This is a genomic window from Chryseobacterium sp. BGA-UO-ETr-SB22, assembly GCF_059567885.1.
This window is the reverse complement of record NZ_JCAQOV010000005.1, coordinates 2,146,130-2,162,349: the sequence shown is the minus strand read 5'-3', so window position 1 is coordinate 2,162,349 and position 16,220 is coordinate 2,146,130. Positions and strand designations below refer to the sequence as shown.

Genomic DNA, 16,220 nt, shown 5'->3' with positions numbered 1-16,220 from the left:
TTCCAATTTACAGTAGCAATGATATCTTTTATTCTAAAAAACAACTAGAAAATTATTCAAAATATCAGGTGTTAAAGAATAATAAAATTCGCCGCAGCCCGTTTAAATAATATAATTTCCGTAAATTTGGATTAATTCAAAAAGAAAAAAATGAAAAATCTTTTTTTAAGTATATGTACAGCTGCAGTATTGGCTTCATGTGGAAGTATGACAAGTCCGTCTGCGTCTAAAGTAGGAAAGGCTCAGCCTGCTCTTGCCAACACAAAATGGACACTGGCTGAAACGGTAAAAGGAAAAGTTCCAACATTGAATATTGAAGGAGAGAAGATCACAGGGAATGCCGGATGTAATAATTATTTCGGAACAGCAACCGTAGATCCGTCTACAGGAGGATTTATAGCCGGACAGATGGGATCTACAAAAATGATGTGCAACAACATCGGAGTAGAGCAGAACTTTATGGATATGATGGGAAAAGCAAACAAATATGTGATTTCCGGAAATACTTTAGAATTGTATAAAGATAATCTCTTATTATTGAAATTCACTAAATCAGAATAAAAAACAAAAGGAACTCAATTGAGTTCCTTTTTTATGTTTAGAGTGTTATTAATCTTCCTCTTCTTCGTCGTACTTAGCCAACTCTTCGTCGCACCATTTAAACGCTGCTTCTACTACCTTAGTAGCTTCGTCTGCCATAGTTTCTTCATCATCACCTTCAAGATCATCTAACCACTCAACTTCTTCTTCCTCAACGTTTAAGATAAATCTTGGGTATTCTGTATGAACTACGAATAGATCTTCTGGAAACTCCGAATTATCTGCTAATAAAAACTTTGGTAATTTCATTTTTTTAATGTTTTAACTTTCTCAAAGATAAATAAAATTATTGACTTTAAAATTACTTCAAAAACATTTTTGAAACTTTTTCAGCTTTTTTGCTTTCAGAATAATCGTAGAATCCTTCCCCTGATTTTACACCAAGTTTCCCTGCTGTTACCATATTTACAAGCAATGGGTTAGGAGCATACTTAGGATTTTTGAAACCGTCATACATTACATTCAGAATTGCAAGACATACATCAAGACCAATGAAGTCTGCCAGCTGAAGCGGGCCCATTGGATGTGCCATTCCCAATTTCATTACCGTATCAATTTCTTCTACACCAGCCACTCCGTTATAAAGCGTTTCAATAGACTCATTGATCATTGGCATCAAAATTCTGTTAGCCACGAAACCTGGATAGTCATTCACTTCTACAGGAACTTTGCCCAGAGTTTTGCTCATTTCATAGATTGCATCAAAAGTCTCTTTAGAAGTAGAATAGCCTTTGATGATTTCTACCAGTTTCATAATAGGAACCGGGTTCATGAAGTGCATTCCGATTACTTTATCAGCTCTTTTGGTAGCAGCAGCAATTTTTGTGATAGATATAGATGAAGTATTGGTTGCTAGGATACAGCCTTCAGGAGCGAGTTCATCCATTTGGCCAAAAATCTTAAGTTTAAGATCCATGTTTTCTGTAGCAGCTTCTACAATAAGATCTGCAGATCCTACAGCATCGTTTAAAGCTGTAAAAGTAGTGATGTTTCCTAATGTTTCAGATTTTTGCTCCTCTGTAAGATTTCCTTTTGCAATGATTCTGTCAAGATTGGTAGTAATGGTTTTCAAACCTCTGTCCAGAGCTTCCTGAGATACATCTACAAGATTTACTTTAAAACCGCTTTGTGCGAAAGTATGTGCAATACCATTTCCCATGGTTCCCGCTCCGATAACTACAATGTTTTTGATCATTTTTCCTTTATTTTTTATAGATAGTTAAATTTTTTACGTCAATAAGATCCGATTGAGAAACAACCGTTGCCGAATCAAAGAAAACGGTTCCTGTACTTTGGGTTTTCTTACTGTTGTTCTGGTTAGAAACAGTAGCCGTTAATCCTCTTATAAGACGGTCTTTTTGATTCTTTGTAAGATAGTCAGTACCAACATATAATGTGAATTCACCTTCTCTGCCTCTACCTTTTTGTTGTAGAATTTCCAGGCTTTTTACCCTGCTTTTATTCTTAAATTCCTTCAGAAAGCTAATGACAGGTTTATCAGATGGCGGGCCGCAGCATACACTTCCGTAGCTGATCTCTAAATAATTCTGATTCTTCTGTGAGTAAAAGAATGTGAAAGCCAGCAGAGCTGTTGTTACTATTATTTTTTTCATGTTAAAAATCGCTTTAAAAATAAGCTTAAAATTTTATTTATTAAAATATTCCCAGACCTCCTTAGAAATATCAGAAATCATTTTGCAGTTTACCGCATCCGTCTCCATTGAATTACTGACAAATACAGCGAGTGCATAATGTGTTCCATTAGGTAAAGTAACGATGCCAATTTCATTTTCTGCGCCTGTTAAACCTTCCTTATTTTTTCCGGAAGCTCCCGTTTTTCTGGCCACAGGAGTATTTTTGGGAAGCTGTTCTACCATTTTGTTTAATCCTGTTGAAGTAGATAACATGACTTGCATCAGATAATCTGTGGATTTTTTCGATACTAATTTTCCGTCATAGAACTTTTTCAGGACATTAACTGCAGATTTTGTGGTGCTGTAGTTTTCATACTGAATCTTCCAGTCTTTATGCATAGCTTCTTCATTATATTTGATCTGAAAACCCTTTATCCCTTTGGAATCCATGAATCTCTGAACAGGCTGAGTTCCGCCCAATAGCTTGAGAAGAATATCGCAGCCATTATTATCACTTTTAGCAACAGTATATTCAATAACTTCACTTAACGGAATTTCAACATTCCCTCCCGGATATTTATCGCGAAGCGGAGACCATGTATTTTCAAGCAGGTTTGATTTGTTGAGTACAATTTTCTGATCTAATGAAAGCTTTCCCTGATCCACAGCATTCAGAACAGCTGCTGCAATGTGAAATTTGAAGACACTTTGCATCGGAAGCTTTTTGTCTGAATTTTTGTCATATTTAAAACTGTTCTCAAAGCCTAAGACAGAAACGCCAACGGTTCCTTTTTTGTTTTTAAGAATTGAGTTTATTTTTTGTTCCAATAGGGATGTCTGAGCAAATGTGAATGCAGAAATCAGAAGAAAAAGAAAGGCTGTTTTTTTCATAATACCGAAATTAAAAAGCTCTCTTTTGAAGACCAAAAGAGAGCTGCAATTTAAGATAATTATTACTATTTTACTTCAAAATAATTCAGATTGACACCATCATTTTCAAAGAATATTCTGATGCTGTTTTCCCCTTTCTGAAGGCTGATATTTTTGACAGAAACCGTTTTCCAGTTCTCATTTCCTCCACTGGAAGCTAAAGATACCATCGCTAAAACTTTTCCGGAAGCTGTTTCAATCCTAATTTTTGAGTCAGTAGTGGCCGCATAACGGATGTCAAACGTATAATTTTTGTCTCCTTTTGACTGTACAGTATATTGAAGCCATTCCCCGGATTCTGTTTTCCCTACATAATACTGATTGGTGACCTTATCATTACACTTATAAATATCTACACCATCATTTCTCATCTGCTGTCCAGAGTTCCATTCTGATCTTTTTGCAGGATCACTTACCCACAGATTAATGAAATCTTTATCCAGATAAGCAGCACCCATTTTTCCAAGATCATATTCTGAAGCAAATATCCTTCCCGGAACCTGATGGTTTTTGAATGGCTTTGTTGAAGGATCCGTTGTCTGTCTGAACATTGCATCAATGACATCTTTTTTAACTTCCGTATTGCTCAGTTTATAGTTGTCAGCAATCTGCATCAAAGCTTTTTTTGCATACTCTTTTGAAGGTTTTTCACCGCCGTTTTTCCAGTAATCCAATAACTTTTCATATTCAGGAGTAATCTTGACATTGGTAATTCCTGCAATATTATCAATCTTTTTCATCGGCCAGAATGCATACCCGATATTATGTTGATCCAAAAGCTGAATAAGCTCAGTAAACCATACATTAGAATTTTCACCCGTTTCGCCAAGCCAGATCGGTATGTTGTGCTTTTCTCTAAGGTCCAGTGCAAACTTCAGTGTCTGATCATCATTGTAATTCCAGTATTTATGGAAACTGAAAACCATATTATTGTCCCAGAGAGCCGGCAACCCGTTATAATTATTTCCCCAACCATTTCCTTCAATAAAAATAATATGCTTTTTATCAACCTCTCTGATAGCAGCCGTGATATCCTTCTGAAGTTTCCAAAGCGGAGCATTAGACATTTCATCAGTACCATTCGGGTTGCTGCCTGTGAAATTGATATTAGGCTCATTAATCAGGTCGTAGCCTCCAATCCATGGACTATCTTTATATCGTGCAGCCAGTTTTTTCCAAAGAGCTACCGTTTTTCTCTGATTCTCTTCATTGGCCCAAAGCGAAGGTTTAGACTTATCATTATCAGAAATATTGGCGTCATTTCCCTGTCCGCCAGGAGCTGCATGAAGGTCAAGGATGAGGTAAATTTTATTAGCGGCACACCATTGAAGCAGGTCATCCGTCATTTTAAACCCTTCTTCCAGCCATGTATCTTTTCCTTTTACAGCTTCTTTTTCAATCGGAAGCGTATAAAGATTGTAATGCATCGGAAGCCTTATAGAATTAAACCCCGATTTGGCCAGAAAATCAATATCCTGTTTGGTGATTCCGTTTTTCAGATATGCCTTGTAAAACTTATTCATTCCATCCTCACCAATCAACTCAGCAATTTTCTCTTTAATTTTATACTGAGGACCGGCAAAGTCAGCTGTTTTCAGCATATAGCCTTCCTGGAGCATCCAGCCACCCGGACCCAGACCTCTCAATTGGATATTTTCACCTTTATCATTAACGATTTTTTGTCCGGAAGTCTTTAATAATTGTGATGTCCCAAATTGAGACAATAAAAGTGCGGATATTACAATAGCTCTTTTCATAATGGTTTCAATGGTTTAAAATAGTAGGGAATGTTTTTAGGAATTAATCATAATGGATGGAGGCTTCATAATAGGAGTCTACACTCAGACCTTTTATTTTGCCAGGTATCCATTGGGTATGTAAAACAAAATCTTTCAATTGTTTATTGAATTGTTTTTCAAATATATTGTTTTTTTTGTTTTGAAATTCACTTTCTACTGATAAATCTTTAATTTGTCCGTTTTTGGTAAGGATAAATGATGCAGAAGTATAGGAATAATATTTTTCATTTTTTTTGATATAATCTGAAGGAGTCGGGTATTTTGCTGTATAATCAGCTTGCATTTTTTTAAATTGATTATCCGTTGTAGAATTAGGATAACGGGAAAGATCATCACATTGTTCATAAGAGAATACTTCATCAGGATGATTGTTTATGAACTGTTTTTTAGCAGTAAAGCGTAACGAGTCCATAAATTTCTTTCCGAAATTTTTCAGAATAAGCCTGTTCATCTCAATTTCCCTGCAATTTTCATACTGATCATTCTGAACTTCTACACAGGATGTAGGAATGAGTTGGGTTTTTATGTGATTTTGGTTCAGAAGGAGTATAAATTCTTCCTCTCCAAGAAAATCATGGCCTAAACCGGAAAAGATGGTCCAGGTATAATTTTTATAGTTAAAATCATTCTGAGCCTGTTTTTTCTGATGATCACAATCTATCTCGTAACCATTCTTTTTCTGATTACAAGATAGCATTGTGAGTACTGCTAAAGAATATAGAGCAGACTTTATGTTCATGTTAGCTGATAAGCTTCATAATTTGCAGAGCAATTTTCAATGCTTCAGTTCCATCTTCAAGAGAAACCTCTACATTTTTATTGTCTGTGATGGCATCCGCGAAAGAGTTCAGCTCATCCAAAATAGCATTGTTGGACTGAATATTCGGATATTCAAACAAGATCTGATTCTTTTCTCCATCAGCATTTTCAATGATCATATCAAATGGAGTAGGGCTTTCAGGAGCATCCTTCATTCTGATCACTTCAGCCTTTTTTTCAAGGAAATCAACAGAAATATAAGCATCTTTCTGGAAGAATCTGCTTTTTCTCATGGCTTTCATAGAAATTCTGGAAGTCGTAAGGTTGGCCACACATCCGTTTTCAAATTCTATTCTCGCATTGGCAATATCCGGAGTCTTGCTTACCACACAAACACCGCTTGCATGGATGTTTTTAACCTTAGATTTAGCCATACTCAACAGAATATCCAGATCGTGGATCATAAGGTCCAATACTACAGAAACATCTGTTCCGCGGGGGTTAAATTCTGCCAGTCTGTGGATTTCAATAAACATCGGATTGCTGATGTATTCTTTAGTGGCAATAAAAGCCGGATTGTATCTCTCAACGTGTCCTACCTGTGCTTTAATTCCTTTTTCCTGGCATAAACGTAAAATTTCTTCTGCCTGTTCAAGCGTCTGGGTTACCGGTTTTTCAATAAAGAAATGCAGACCTTTTTCAATAGCCTTTAAAGCATAGTCATAATGATAAACTGTAGGAGTGACAATATCAAGCATGTCAATCTGCTCAAGCAATTCATCAAAATTTTCAAAATATTTATATCCGAATTCGGCTTCTAATTTCTTTCCGTTTTCAACATCTTTATCATGGAAACCTACAAATTCATATCTATCTGATTGATTAAGAAGTTTTAAATGTATTTTCCCCAAGTGTCCGGCACCTACCAAACCTGCTTTTAACATAGCTGTATTAAATTTCTGTAAATATAGTGAATGTACATTTATAAAATACATGACTTTTCACTTGGAGATATTTAAGATTGAACGCATGTATTCATTAAAGAAATTACAGTAAATTCACGGTCAGAAAAATAACGATGAAAAGACTCATTTCAATAGTACTCATCTTTGGATTATGTACTGCCGGATGTATAGGAGACAGTCCATATGACCCGCAGGCTAAATGTGGAACTCCAACAAATTTGAATTTTGTAAAAGGAAGTAACCAGCTTTCATGGAATATGATTAGTCAGGGCGAAGGATATTATGAAATACAGTATGGAGAACCTGGTTTTTCTTTAGGAAAAGGAACCACAGTTGTAACCAATAAAAATTCGTATAACCTTCCACTATATAAGGATAATAAATATGACCTTTATGTAAGAAAAAATTGTGGAATAGACAATGGACAGAGCAACTGGGCAGGCCCCATTACTGTTTTGGCCAGTAATACAACTACTTGTATAAAACCGGGGTATGCAACGTATTCAAAAACAACTTCTTCCACATATTCTTCTATTTTTGATGCTACAGTATCCTGGGAAAATGATGGGATTTCTGTGTATGAAACAGTCTTAACAACCAGTCCTGTACCACCTGCGAGTGGAGAATTAGTGATCACAGGTCAAAAAGCCATTTATATAGGATTAAGTAAAACAGTGAACTATAACTTTTTTGTAAGAAAAAGATGTGCAGATAATACCTTCAGCGATTTTTATGGGCCTTATCCAATAAAATGGGATTGATAAATAAGAATAAAGCAGTCATTTTTTGATTGCTTTCTTTTTGTGGATAATTCTTTGCTCCAATTTCTGAAATCTAATTTCTAATTTCTTACTTTTGTCAAATGCAGGATTCGTTTGTACATAAAGGAAAAAGAAAGATTTTAGTAGATTACCTTCGATACAGAATTGGAATTTCGGACGAAAATGTACTTTCGGCAATGAGCGAAGTTCCAAGACACCTTTTTATCGAAAGTATTTTTGAAGATTTTGCCTATGAAGACAGGGCATTTCCCATCTTGGCGCATCAGACCATTTCCCATCCTTCAACGGTAGCGGAACAGTCTGAACTGCTGCAGGTAAAACCAGGTGAAAAAGTGCTGGAAATAGGCACAGGATGCGGATACCAGACGGCTGTTTTAATAGCAATGAAAGCCCATGTATATACGGTTGAAAGACAGAAAGATCTGTTTGACTTTTCTAAAAATAAACTCAGAGAACTTCATCTGTTTCCAAAATTTCAGAGCTTCGGAGATGGCTTTGCGGGGCTTCCTACTTTTGCTCCTTTTGATAAAATCATTGTAACCTGTGGTGCTTCAAGTTTACCAACAGAGCTTTTAAAACAATTGAACATAGGAGGAATTATGGTGATTCCATTGGGACCTACTGACGAACAGGTTTTATACAGATTTACCAAAATAGGCCCTACAGAATTTGAAAAAGAAGAATTCGGAGCGTATAAATTTGTTCCTATGCTTGGGAATACCAACCAATAATTTTATTTATTAGAATTGTAAAAGAACTGGCCTCAAACATCAATGCTTTTGTTAATTAATAGAACTGGCTTTAATCCTTTTTTATTAATAAATATTCAACTGATTTTAGCTAAAATTTAAAATATTTTAACTCATTTCGGAATGAAAATTGGATTCATAAGAGAACCCAATCACTAAATCTATTATTATGGACACGAACAGATTCAAAGCGTCACATGATTTTAGTAATCTTCAGAAAAACCTGAATAATAATCCAGGATATAGCGTAGAAAGTTATTCCCAGCAGGTAAAAGATTACATTCATGACATGAAAAGCAGGAATCAGGAAGCAACCAAACAGGGATTTATGACACAAACTCAAAAATCCGCGAAAGAAGTTTGGACAGAGATTCAGGAAATTGCTTCTGAAGCCTGGGAGAAGAACAAAGACCATTCAGATGAAAACAAATAATTTTTTAATATTAAAGTTCAGGAACCTTACTTTTTGCGAGTGAGGTTTTTTATTTATAATCATTAATCCATACCAATGAAAGTCTTTATCAATAAAAGAATTCCCGAAACAGGAATTAAAATGCTGGAAGAAGCAGGACTGGAAATTACAATTCCGGAAAAAGAAAACCTTTCTTATGAAGAATGGCTGAATTACTGTAAAAATACCGATACCATTTTAAGTATTGGAGCAGAATTTAAATATGACAAAAACTTCTTTGAAGCCTGCCCTAATGTGAAAGCAATTGCTTTATATTCTGTAGGGTTTGATCATGTAGATATCAGAGAAGCTACCCAAAGAAATATTCCGGTGGGTAATACCCCTGATGTTTTGAGCAGGGCAACTTCAGATGTTGCTTTTTTACTCATGCAGTCGGTGGCAAGAAGAGCAAGCTACAACTTCGGGAAAGTAAAAGACGGGAGCTGGGGTGCATTTGATCCTTTGCATGCTTTAGGACAGGAACTTTATGGGAAAACCCTCGGTATTTTCGGACTAGGACGTATCGGTTATGAAATGGCTGAAAAATCAAAGAAGGCTTTTGGAATGAATATCATTTATCATAACCGCCATCATAATGAAGAAGCTGAGCTGGAACTTGGAGCAACGTATGTTTCTTTTGAAGAACTGATCAAAAACTCAGATGTATTGAGCGTTCATGCCAGTTTTACTCCTGAACATAAAGAATTATTCAATGAGTCCATTTTTGAACAGATGAAACCGGAGGCTATTTTCATCAATACAGCCAGAGGAGGTTTCCACAATCAAAAAGATTTGTATCAGGCGTTGGTTGATCAAAAAATATGGGGAGCTGGTCTGGATGTTACCAATCCGGAACCTATGTCAGCAGATGATCCTATTCTTGAGCTGTCAAGTGTCTGTATCCTGCCACACATTGGTTCTGCCACTATTGAAGCCCGAAATGGGATGGCCAGACTGGCTGCAGGAAATATCATCGCTTTTTCAAAAAATGAAAAAATGCCGCATTGTGCAAATCCTGACATTTATTCTGACCACTCATCATAACTTGGAATTATTTTTGTTCTGAATATATAAACCTAAAATCTTACCATTATGGCACCAGAGAAAAATATTAATCAACAGAACAAGAGGTTAGAACAGATGGATTATAACCCTAACGAAGATATATTTAAGAGAGAAAAACACATATCGCTTGATGGAGACGGGAATCCTATTTTAGATGAAGATTTTGACGAGGATAAAATTGATAAAGGTCTAGATATTCCAGGAGCTGATGACGATGATGACATGGAAGAAATAGGAGAAGAAGATGAAGAGAACAACTACTGGAGCCTCAGCGATAATGAAGATGACCATGAAGAAGAAAACGATGATGTTTTAACTTAAACGATAACAAACCGGCCTTGCTGAATTTCAGTAAGGTTTTTTTATGTTGAATAACGACTAATAGTAGTAAGGGCAATTCCCCTCCCTTGGAGGGGTGGATTCAAAAATTCTTTAAATTTTTGAAGACCGGGTGGTTCCATAGTGCAAAACAATAAAATCCTCCAATTCTCTCATTATCACATTCAAATTATTCCTCACATCAAAATCACTAATTCTGAAAACCAATAATCCTAATGACTCAAGATATTTCTGTCTTACTCCATCATAAACTTCTTTCTCATCATGACTTAAACCATCAATTTCAATGATAAGACCCAAAGTTTTCACATAGAAATCAACAATATAGTTTCCAATAATTCTTTGCCTGTCAAAATCAATATGATGAAAGGTCTTTGCACGGACTTTCTTCCAGAAGATCACTTCACCTAAAATACGGGCTTTGCGTTTTTCTTTTAATAATACTTTTAAATAAGGATTGTAGGGCAGATTTTCAACGAAATTCTTGCGGATAGGAATTCCATTGATTATGGTGAGAATTTCTTTCATTGTTGTGTTTTAAACCACCCCGTCTTCCAAAGTTAATAACTTTGAAATCCACCCCTCCGGAGGAGGGGAATTGAGGTGTATTTATTCAAATATAGTATTAATGTCAAATTGTGAGATATTCAGATTCAATAATTTTGCTTAAACCTTAAACTCAAAGCCATTTTCATCCTTTCACTTGCCTATATTTCCTATTTTGAATATCTTTAAAACTTCAAACATTGTTTCAACATAGATCTTTAAATAGCAATATGACATTTCAAGAACAGATACAGCAGGGGATTCCTAATCAGCTGCCACAACCAAAACCATACGAGACCAATATCAACCATGCTCCGAAGCGTAAAGAAATTCTGGGAGAAGAAGAGAAAAAACTGGCATTGAAGAATGCATTACGTTATTTTGATCCTCAGTTTCACGCAGCACTGATTCCTGAATTTAAGCAGGAACTGGAAGACTATGGAAGGATTTATATGTACCGGTTCCGTCCGGATTACGAAATGAAGGCGAGACCTATTACAGACTATCCCGGACGATCTGAGCAGGCGAAAGCCATTATGCTGATGATTCAGAATAACCTGGATTATGCAGTGGCACAGCATCCTCATGAACTGATTACTTATGGTGGAAACGGAGCTGTATTCTCCAACTGGGCGCAGTATCTGCTGACGATGAAGTACTTGTCGGAAATGAGCAATGAGCAGACGTTGGTGATGTACTCAGGGCATCCGATGGGGCTTTTTCCCTCTCATAAAGATGCACCAAGAGTGGTTGTAACCAATGGAATGATGATCCCAAACTATTCAAAACCGGATGACTGGGAGAAATTCAATGCATTGGGGGTTACCCAATACGGGCAGATGACAGCGGGAAGTTATATGTATATCGGTCCGCAGGGGATTGTTCACGGGACAACCATTACTGTTTTAAATGCTTTCAGAAAAATTAAAAAAGAACCGAAAGGAGGTCTTTTCGTAACTTCAGGATTAGGAGGTATGAGCGGGGCTCAGCCAAAAGCGGGTAATATCGCTGGCTGCGTTACTGTATGTGCAGAAGTGAACCCGAAAATCACCAAAATTCGTCACGATCAGAAGTGGGTGAACGAGATCTATGAAAATCTTGACGAGCTTGTAACAAGAGTAAGAGAAGCACAGGACAATAAAGAAACGGTGTCTTTGGCTTACCTTGGAAATATTGTTGAGGTTTGGGAAAAATTTGATCAGGCAGATTTAAGAATCGATATTGGGTCAGATCAGACGTCACTTCACAATCCTTGGGCTGGAGGATATTATCCTGCAGGACAAACTTTTGAAGAATCTAATGCGATGATGGCTGAAAACCCTGAATTATTCAAAGAAAAAGTTCAGGAAACATTGAGAAGACATGCTGCAGCCATCAACAAACATACAGCGAAGGGAACGTATTTCTTCGACTACGGAAATGCCTTTTTATTGGAAGCTTCCAGAGCCGGAGCTGATGTAATGGCAGATAATCCTACATTGGGAAGAGAATTCAAATACCCTAGTTATGTACAGGATATCATGGGGCCTATGTGTTTCGATTACGGTTTCGGGCCGTTCCGTTGGGTATGTTCCAGCGGAAATCCGGAAGACCTTCAGAAAACGGATACTATTGCGTGTACAGTATTAGAAGAAATGGTGAAAAACTCACCTGAAGAGATCCAACAGCAGATGAAAGACAACATCCAGTGGATCAAAGGAGCACAGGAAAACAAGTTGGTAGTAGGTTCGCAGGCAAGAATCCTTTATGCAGATGCAGAAGGAAGAATGAAAATTGCAGAAGCCTTCAATAAAGCCATTAGAAACGGTGAGATTGGGCCTGTAGTATTGGGTAGAGATCATCATGATGTTTCAGGAACAGATTCTCCGTACAGAGAAACTTCCAATATCTATGACGGGTCAAGATTCACTGCAGATATGGCCATTCACAATGTGATTGGTGACAGTTTCCGTGGGGCTACCTGGGTTTCCATTCACAATGGTGGTGGAGTAGGCTGGGGAGAAGTGATTAACGGAGGTTTCGGAATGTTGCTGGATGGAAGTGATGATGCCGACAGAAGACTGAAGTCTATGCTTTTCTGGGACGTAAACAACGGAATCTCAAGAAGAAGCTGGGCAAGAAACGAAGGCGCTGTTTTCGCTATCAAAAGAGCAATGGAAGCAGAACCCAATCTGAAAGTAACCCTTCCGAACCTCGTAGATGAAAATTTACTGTAAAAACATTTTAGATATAAAGAAAACCTGCTGTGAAGCAGGTTTTTATTTTTTATTTCTTTTTGTAATAAGAGTTCATATTCCTTCGGAAAGACAAGGTGAACACGTAGGAATATATATGGACATTTATTTGCCCAGACTTTAATACAAACTATCCGCTTAGATTATCCATACACTCTGTCATTCCGCAGGAATCTCTGCTTTATTAAGGAGTTTTTTAGATTCCACGCTTCACTTCGTTTCGCTCTGAATGACAAACATGGTGTATATTTTAATGTCTTTTTAAAGGATCATTCTTACTAGCACAATTATCGAAAAACTTTTTAGCATCCTCTTTGTCATTCCGTAGGAATCTCAACAGAGATTATGTATGAAATCCTGGAACAGCTAATGAGCATATTCATATTTTTTCTCAAAAAGAGAAGAGCTTTCCAACAAATCTTGAATTTCAGTAGTTTGTCTGTCTGTAAGCTTTGTTTTTATTTTGTATTCAAATCTCATTTTTGATTAGTTTGAATATATAAGGATTATCTAAAAACCTATATTCTTTTAATTCTTTTAAGTTTTCATCAATTGTTATTTTTTTTATATTGAAAAAAGAATCTAAAAATCTTTTCCCAGAAATTTCATTTACATTATACGGTGATATTTCATCGAATATTGTTTCAACATCAAGTTCACTAATTTTAGAAATTAGTTTAACATATCCTTTTTTATGTTTTGGTAGTGTTTTAGAAAAAATTTCATCTTTTTCTTTATAGATTATACTTCCTTCTAATTGTTCAACCTCAGAATTAATAGGAAAGTTTATAATTACAAAATCTTTCCCATTAATATTTAAATCGATACATTCCATAATATTTATTGTTTTTGTTGAGAATTTAAATCTATTTTTTAATGTAGATATAGTTGATTATATGTAAGTTTTTATAAAATAGAAGGTAAAATCTTATCATCTTTTTTGTCAATTGATTCTTTGAGCTGCTTACTATAGTAAGATATAATGTTGTCCCCACATAAATATAAATAGTCATACGAAATTATTTGTATGTGATTAAGGCTTGAATTTAACATTCTTAATGCTTCAAACTCTAAATCTGTAAATTTATTTGTCCTTCCTACTATAATTTTGATTCTAGGCCTTAATAATTTAAACTTATGTTGTTTTTCTAATATTAGTTTATAATCGTCAAGAATTTTAAGATATTGCATACATTGACCTATAACTTTTGATAGCTCCTTCGAAGGATAATAGCTTTTATGGTTGGTGTCGTAGTCAAATAATCCAAATTTTGGACGCTTCAATTCTATTAAATCTATAAATCCATCAGTAGTTTCCATTATTAAATCACTTTCCGAATTAATTCCAATTTGTCGGGCAGGATGTTTTTGAATATAATCGATTCCTAATGTCCAAATATTTTTTTCAATCCAATTTTGAAAAATTTTTTCTGATTGACCTGCTGAATATTCAGATAAGTTTTCGTGTAATTTGATACTTTCTGTTATTGTGGTTGTATCTTCTAATTCAAGTAATTGTCTAAGATTGTTTAATGATTTTTTATGACTAGTTTGCCTAATAGAAGCATGAAGATTTTGTATCTCACTTTCGTTTAGGGCTTCTAGTACTAAAGCGAGTTTTTCATTTTCATTCACCTTGTCAAGGATGGACTTTACAAGTGTACTATCGACAGTTTTAATAATAGCAAAAATATCGGCAATATTATCTGTAACTTCAATAAATTCTGTAGTATATGTTGCACCATTATTTCTTATAATCGAAACACTATTTAAATGATTATAAATTTCTTGTATATTATTAAAGGGTAATGTTTCTGAAAATACTTCTATTAAATTTTTTCTATCTATAGCAAAGATGGAAAGAGATAATTCATCCTTATTCATAGTGTTTGCTTGGCTTATGCCAGTAAAATTTATAAATAATTTTAAATTATCATTTGAAAAAATTTCTTTTTGATATTGTACACTCATATTTTAACAATCACTCTTGAATATTGTTTTGAAACAGGGTTGTATCCGTCAGCAATAGAAAAAATATTATCTAATATTATAACATTTCTTATATTTTTAACATTATATTGTCTCCATGCAGGGATAGGTTTCATTGGATCTGATTTTACCCCATCAATTTTATATATATCGATATTTACATTTCCGGCAGTTGAAATAAATATAGCGTGGGGATTTCCAATTCTTACACCAACAGCTCTTCCCGTTGATTCATATTCGTAACTAATTTGTTTTTTTTGTTGAATAGCATTTGCTAAAATTTCCATAGGATCCATAGTTTTAGTTTTATATTAATTCAAATATACATAATATCAGTAACTTATAATTATGGTTTTCCATAATCCAAAAATCTCCCCACTTCAAAACACCCCCGTTTGTAACCACCCGACACCTCCGGAAGTCTAAAACAATAGTGAAACAAACCTCCGGAGGTCTCCGTTTGTTTAAAACAAGTATGTTTGTTACTTCCGGAGATCTCCTGAAGTCTCCTGCAAGTTGTGGGAAATCTCCGGAGTACTCCGGAGGTTTGTTGTAAGTATGTTTGTAACCAAACAACTTTTTTATATATTTGATTGTTAATTTATTAAAACAAAAACACAAGTATGAAAATTGCACTCACTAAGTTGAGTACTAAAGATCTTGCGACTTTAGCTCAAAGAATTATTTCCAATGCCCAATCTGGCAAATATCCTGTTATCATCAATCATCCACTTATAGACGCTTTGGAAGCTTCGTATGCAGATTATGACAAAGTCTATACAAAGCAGATCTACAGCGGAAAAGGAATAGATGTGGCAACAGCAGATCAGGAAAGGGACATGGCATATAGAAACCTGAAAGCCTTCCTGAACGGCTACAGAAAATTATCCTCCGCCAGTAATTATCAAGCTGCAGAGGATCTCTATCAGGTATTTAAGAAGTTTGGGCTAAACCTGGACAGGCTGAGCTACTCTTCCCAAACCGCCCAAATGAAAAAGCTGATAGAGGAACTGGAAAAACCAGAAAATATAGAGAAACTATCTATTCTCTCTCTGGATACAGCATTTGAAGATATGAAAACGAAACATTGGGATTTTGAAACGCTTTTTTCCGAACAGGCAGGTGCTAATGCTGATCTTCGTCAGATGAAAAGTGCCAGTGCAATCCGTACAAGTCTGGAGAAAATACTGAAGTCTTATTTCAATCTGATTACAGCAATGAAGGATGTTTCCGGCTGGGAGCTTTTCTATAGTGATACCAATGAGCTGGTGAAAGCTGCCAAAAATTCTTCGCTAGGGAAGAAAGAAGGTGGTGATACAGTACCACAGAAATAAGCTCTTTTATTGCAAGGGCACAAGATTTTCAAAACCACAAAAGT

Annotated in this window: 20 protein-coding genes; 9 read left to right on the top strand and 11 right to left on the bottom strand. The window is 35.6% G+C overall.

The features are described 5' to 3' along the window. The first annotated feature begins 150 nt into the window (after positions 1–150). The gene (locus tag AC57AW_RS17250; RefSeq protein ID WP_318845236.1) at positions 151–561 is read left to right on the top strand and encodes an META domain-containing protein; all 411 of its coding nucleotides are present in this window, start codon (positions 151–153) and stop codon (positions 559–561) included. A 48-nt stretch (positions 562–609) separates the two neighbouring features. Here the strand turns inward: AC57AW_RS17250 and AC57AW_RS17245 are convergent, their stop codons facing one another. The 7 genes from AC57AW_RS17245 to AC57AW_RS17215 all read right to left on the bottom strand — a co-directional run bounded on the left by AC57AW_RS17245 (position 610) and on the right by AC57AW_RS17215 (position 6,666). After that, entirely contained in the window at positions 610–849 is a 240-nt protein-coding gene (locus AC57AW_RS17245) for a DUF8828 family protein (protein ID WP_002977986.1), read from the bottom strand. A 52-nt stretch (positions 850–901) separates the two neighbouring features. Beyond that, complete coding sequence (locus AC57AW_RS17240) at positions 902–1,792, bottom strand: 3-hydroxybutyryl-CoA dehydrogenase (RefSeq protein ID WP_496353889.1); 891 nt, start codon at positions 1,790–1,792, stop codon at positions 902–904. A gap of 10 nt (positions 1,793–1,802) precedes the next feature. Continuing rightward, complete coding sequence (locus AC57AW_RS17235; RefSeq protein ID WP_496352858.1) at positions 1,803–2,213, bottom strand: hypothetical protein; 411 nt, start codon at positions 2,211–2,213, stop codon at positions 1,803–1,805. 33 nt (positions 2,214–2,246) lie between these two features. Continuing rightward, positions 2,247–3,125, bottom strand: coding sequence for a CGA/CIA family class A beta-lactamase (gene bla-A / locus AC57AW_RS17230; protein ID WP_496352857.1), 879 nt, complete (start codon positions 3,123–3,125; stop codon positions 2,247–2,249). Positions 3,126–3,190: 65 nt separating this feature from the next. Then, a complete protein-coding gene (locus tag AC57AW_RS17225; RefSeq protein ID WP_496352856.1) occupies positions 3,191–4,921 on the bottom strand; it encodes a cellulase family glycosylhydrolase in 1,731 nt (576 codons plus the stop codon). A 43-nt stretch (positions 4,922–4,964) separates the two neighbouring features. Then, positions 4,965–5,702 carry a hypothetical protein gene (locus tag AC57AW_RS17220; RefSeq protein WP_496352855.1) on the bottom strand — a complete coding sequence of 246 codons (738 nt, stop codon included), beginning with the start codon at positions 5,700–5,702 and terminating at the stop codon, positions 4,965–4,967. A gap of 1 nt (position 5,703) precedes the next feature. Continuing rightward, positions 5,704–6,666 carry a Gfo/Idh/MocA family protein gene (locus AC57AW_RS17215; protein WP_496352854.1) on the bottom strand — a complete coding sequence of 321 codons (963 nt, stop codon included), beginning with the start codon at positions 6,664–6,666 and terminating at the stop codon, positions 5,704–5,706. A 134-nt stretch (positions 6,667–6,800) separates the two neighbouring features. Between AC57AW_RS17215 and AC57AW_RS17210 the strand changes: the two genes are divergently transcribed. The 5 genes from AC57AW_RS17210 to AC57AW_RS17190 all read left to right on the top strand — a co-directional run bounded on the left by AC57AW_RS17210 (position 6,801) and on the right by AC57AW_RS17190 (position 10,055). Further along, positions 6,801–7,448, top strand: coding sequence for a hypothetical protein (locus AC57AW_RS17210; RefSeq protein ID WP_496352853.1), 648 nt, complete (start codon positions 6,801–6,803; stop codon positions 7,446–7,448). A 101-nt stretch (positions 7,449–7,549) separates the two neighbouring features. Continuing rightward, positions 7,550–8,200 (top strand): protein-L-isoaspartate(D-aspartate) O-methyltransferase, encoded by a 651-nt coding sequence (locus tag AC57AW_RS17205; protein WP_496352852.1) that lies wholly within the window; start codon positions 7,550–7,552, stop codon positions 8,198–8,200. Between the two features lie 187 nt (positions 8,201–8,387). Further along, on the top strand, positions 8,388–8,651 hold the full coding sequence (locus AC57AW_RS17200; protein WP_496352851.1) for a prevent-host-death protein: 264 nt from the start codon (positions 8,388–8,390) through the stop codon (positions 8,649–8,651). A gap of 75 nt (positions 8,652–8,726) precedes the next feature. Then, positions 8,727–9,713 carry a 2-hydroxyacid dehydrogenase gene (locus AC57AW_RS17195; protein ID WP_496352850.1) on the top strand — a complete coding sequence of 329 codons (987 nt, stop codon included), beginning with the start codon at positions 8,727–8,729 and terminating at the stop codon, positions 9,711–9,713. 48 nt (positions 9,714–9,761) lie between these two features. Further along, positions 9,762–10,055 carry a hypothetical protein gene (locus tag AC57AW_RS17190; RefSeq protein ID WP_496352849.1) on the top strand — a complete coding sequence of 98 codons (294 nt, stop codon included), beginning with the start codon at positions 9,762–9,764 and terminating at the stop codon, positions 10,053–10,055. Between the two features lie 111 nt (positions 10,056–10,166). Here the strand turns inward: AC57AW_RS17190 and AC57AW_RS17185 are convergent, their stop codons facing one another. Beyond that, on the bottom strand, positions 10,167–10,601 hold the full coding sequence (locus tag AC57AW_RS17185) for an endonuclease domain-containing protein (RefSeq protein WP_496352848.1): 435 nt from the start codon (positions 10,599–10,601) through the stop codon (positions 10,167–10,169). A gap of 248 nt (positions 10,602–10,849) precedes the next feature. Here AC57AW_RS17185 and hutU point away from each other — a divergent pair, with 248 nt between their 5' ends. After that, a complete protein-coding gene (hutU, locus tag AC57AW_RS17180; RefSeq protein ID WP_496352847.1) occupies positions 10,850–12,835 on the top strand; it encodes a urocanate hydratase in 1,986 nt (661 codons plus the stop codon). Between the two features lie 487 nt (positions 12,836–13,322). Here the strand turns inward: hutU and AC57AW_RS17175 are convergent, their stop codons facing one another. The 3 genes from AC57AW_RS17175 to AC57AW_RS17165 form a co-directional block, all read right to left on the bottom strand. After that, positions 13,323–13,688, bottom strand: a complete 366-nt coding sequence (locus AC57AW_RS17175; protein WP_496352846.1) for a hypothetical protein — start codon at positions 13,686–13,688, stop codon at positions 13,323–13,325. Between the two features lie 71 nt (positions 13,689–13,759). Continuing rightward, positions 13,760–14,824 carry a Shedu anti-phage system protein SduA domain-containing protein gene (locus AC57AW_RS17170; protein ID WP_496352845.1) on the bottom strand — a complete coding sequence of 355 codons (1,065 nt, stop codon included), beginning with the start codon at positions 14,822–14,824 and terminating at the stop codon, positions 13,760–13,762. Continuing rightward, positions 14,821–15,129 (bottom strand): hypothetical protein, encoded by a 309-nt coding sequence (locus AC57AW_RS17165; protein WP_496352844.1) that lies wholly within the window; start codon positions 15,127–15,129, stop codon positions 14,821–14,823. The genes AC57AW_RS17170 and AC57AW_RS17165 overlap by 4 nt, the downstream gene beginning before the upstream one ends. A 146-nt stretch (positions 15,130–15,275) precedes the next feature. On the opposite strand from AC57AW_RS17165, the gene AC57AW_RS17160 reads away from it, so the two are divergent. After that, complete coding sequence (locus AC57AW_RS17160) at positions 15,276–15,398, top strand: hypothetical protein (protein WP_496352843.1); 123 nt, start codon at positions 15,276–15,278, stop codon at positions 15,396–15,398. 67 nt (positions 15,399–15,465) lie between these two features. Then, positions 15,466–16,176, top strand: coding sequence for a DUF6261 family protein (locus tag AC57AW_RS17155; protein ID WP_496352842.1), 711 nt, complete (start codon positions 15,466–15,468; stop codon positions 16,174–16,176). Positions 16,177–16,220 lie beyond the last annotated feature (44 nt).

Excerpts from the sequence above, each read along its gene's own strand:
- AC57AW_RS17190 (WP_496352849.1), top strand. The coding sequence starts at position 9,762 with ATGGCACCAGAGAAAAATATTAATCAACAGAACAAGAGGTTAGAACAG.
- AC57AW_RS17220 (WP_496352855.1), bottom strand. The coding sequence starts at position 5,702 with ATGAACATAAAGTCTGCTCTATATTCTTTAGCAGTACTCACAATGCTA.
- AC57AW_RS17170 (WP_496352845.1), bottom strand. The coding sequence starts at position 14,824 with ATGAGTGTACAATATCAAAAAGAAATTTTTTCAAATGATAATTTAAAA.
- AC57AW_RS17175 (WP_496352846.1), bottom strand. The coding sequence starts at position 13,688 with ATGGAATGTATCGATTTAAATATTAATGGGAAAGATTTTGTAATTATA.
- hutU (WP_496352847.1), top strand. The coding sequence starts at position 10,850 with ATGACATTTCAAGAACAGATACAGCAGGGGATTCCTAATCAGCTGCCA.
- AC57AW_RS17165 (WP_496352844.1), bottom strand. The coding sequence starts at position 15,129 with ATGGAAATTTTAGCAAATGCTATTCAACAAAAAAAACAAATTAGTTAC.
- AC57AW_RS17205 (WP_496352852.1), top strand. The coding sequence starts at position 7,550 with ATGCAGGATTCGTTTGTACATAAAGGAAAAAGAAAGATTTTAGTAGAT.
- AC57AW_RS17200 (WP_496352851.1), top strand. The coding sequence starts at position 8,388 with ATGGACACGAACAGATTCAAAGCGTCACATGATTTTAGTAATCTTCAG.
- AC57AW_RS17185 (WP_496352848.1), bottom strand. The coding sequence starts at position 10,601 with ATGAAAGAAATTCTCACCATAATCAATGGAATTCCTATCCGCAAGAAT.
- AC57AW_RS17250 (WP_318845236.1), top strand. The coding sequence starts at position 151 with ATGAAAAATCTTTTTTTAAGTATATGTACAGCTGCAGTATTGGCTTCA.
- AC57AW_RS17245 (WP_002977986.1), bottom strand. The coding sequence starts at position 849 with ATGAAATTACCAAAGTTTTTATTAGCAGATAATTCGGAGTTTCCAGAA.
- AC57AW_RS17155 (WP_496352842.1), top strand. The coding sequence starts at position 15,466 with ATGAAAATTGCACTCACTAAGTTGAGTACTAAAGATCTTGCGACTTTA.
- AC57AW_RS17215 (WP_496352854.1), bottom strand. The coding sequence starts at position 6,666 with ATGTTAAAAGCAGGTTTGGTAGGTGCCGGACACTTGGGGAAAATACAT.
- AC57AW_RS17210 (WP_496352853.1), top strand. The coding sequence starts at position 6,801 with ATGAAAAGACTCATTTCAATAGTACTCATCTTTGGATTATGTACTGCC.
- AC57AW_RS17195 (WP_496352850.1), top strand. The coding sequence starts at position 8,727 with ATGAAAGTCTTTATCAATAAAAGAATTCCCGAAACAGGAATTAAAATG.
- AC57AW_RS17235 (WP_496352858.1), bottom strand. The coding sequence starts at position 2,213 with ATGAAAAAAATAATAGTAACAACAGCTCTGCTGGCTTTCACATTCTTT.
- bla-A (WP_496352857.1), bottom strand. The coding sequence starts at position 3,125 with ATGAAAAAAACAGCCTTTCTTTTTCTTCTGATTTCTGCATTCACATTT.
- AC57AW_RS17225 (WP_496352856.1), bottom strand. The coding sequence starts at position 4,921 with ATGAAAAGAGCTATTGTAATATCCGCACTTTTATTGTCTCAATTTGGG.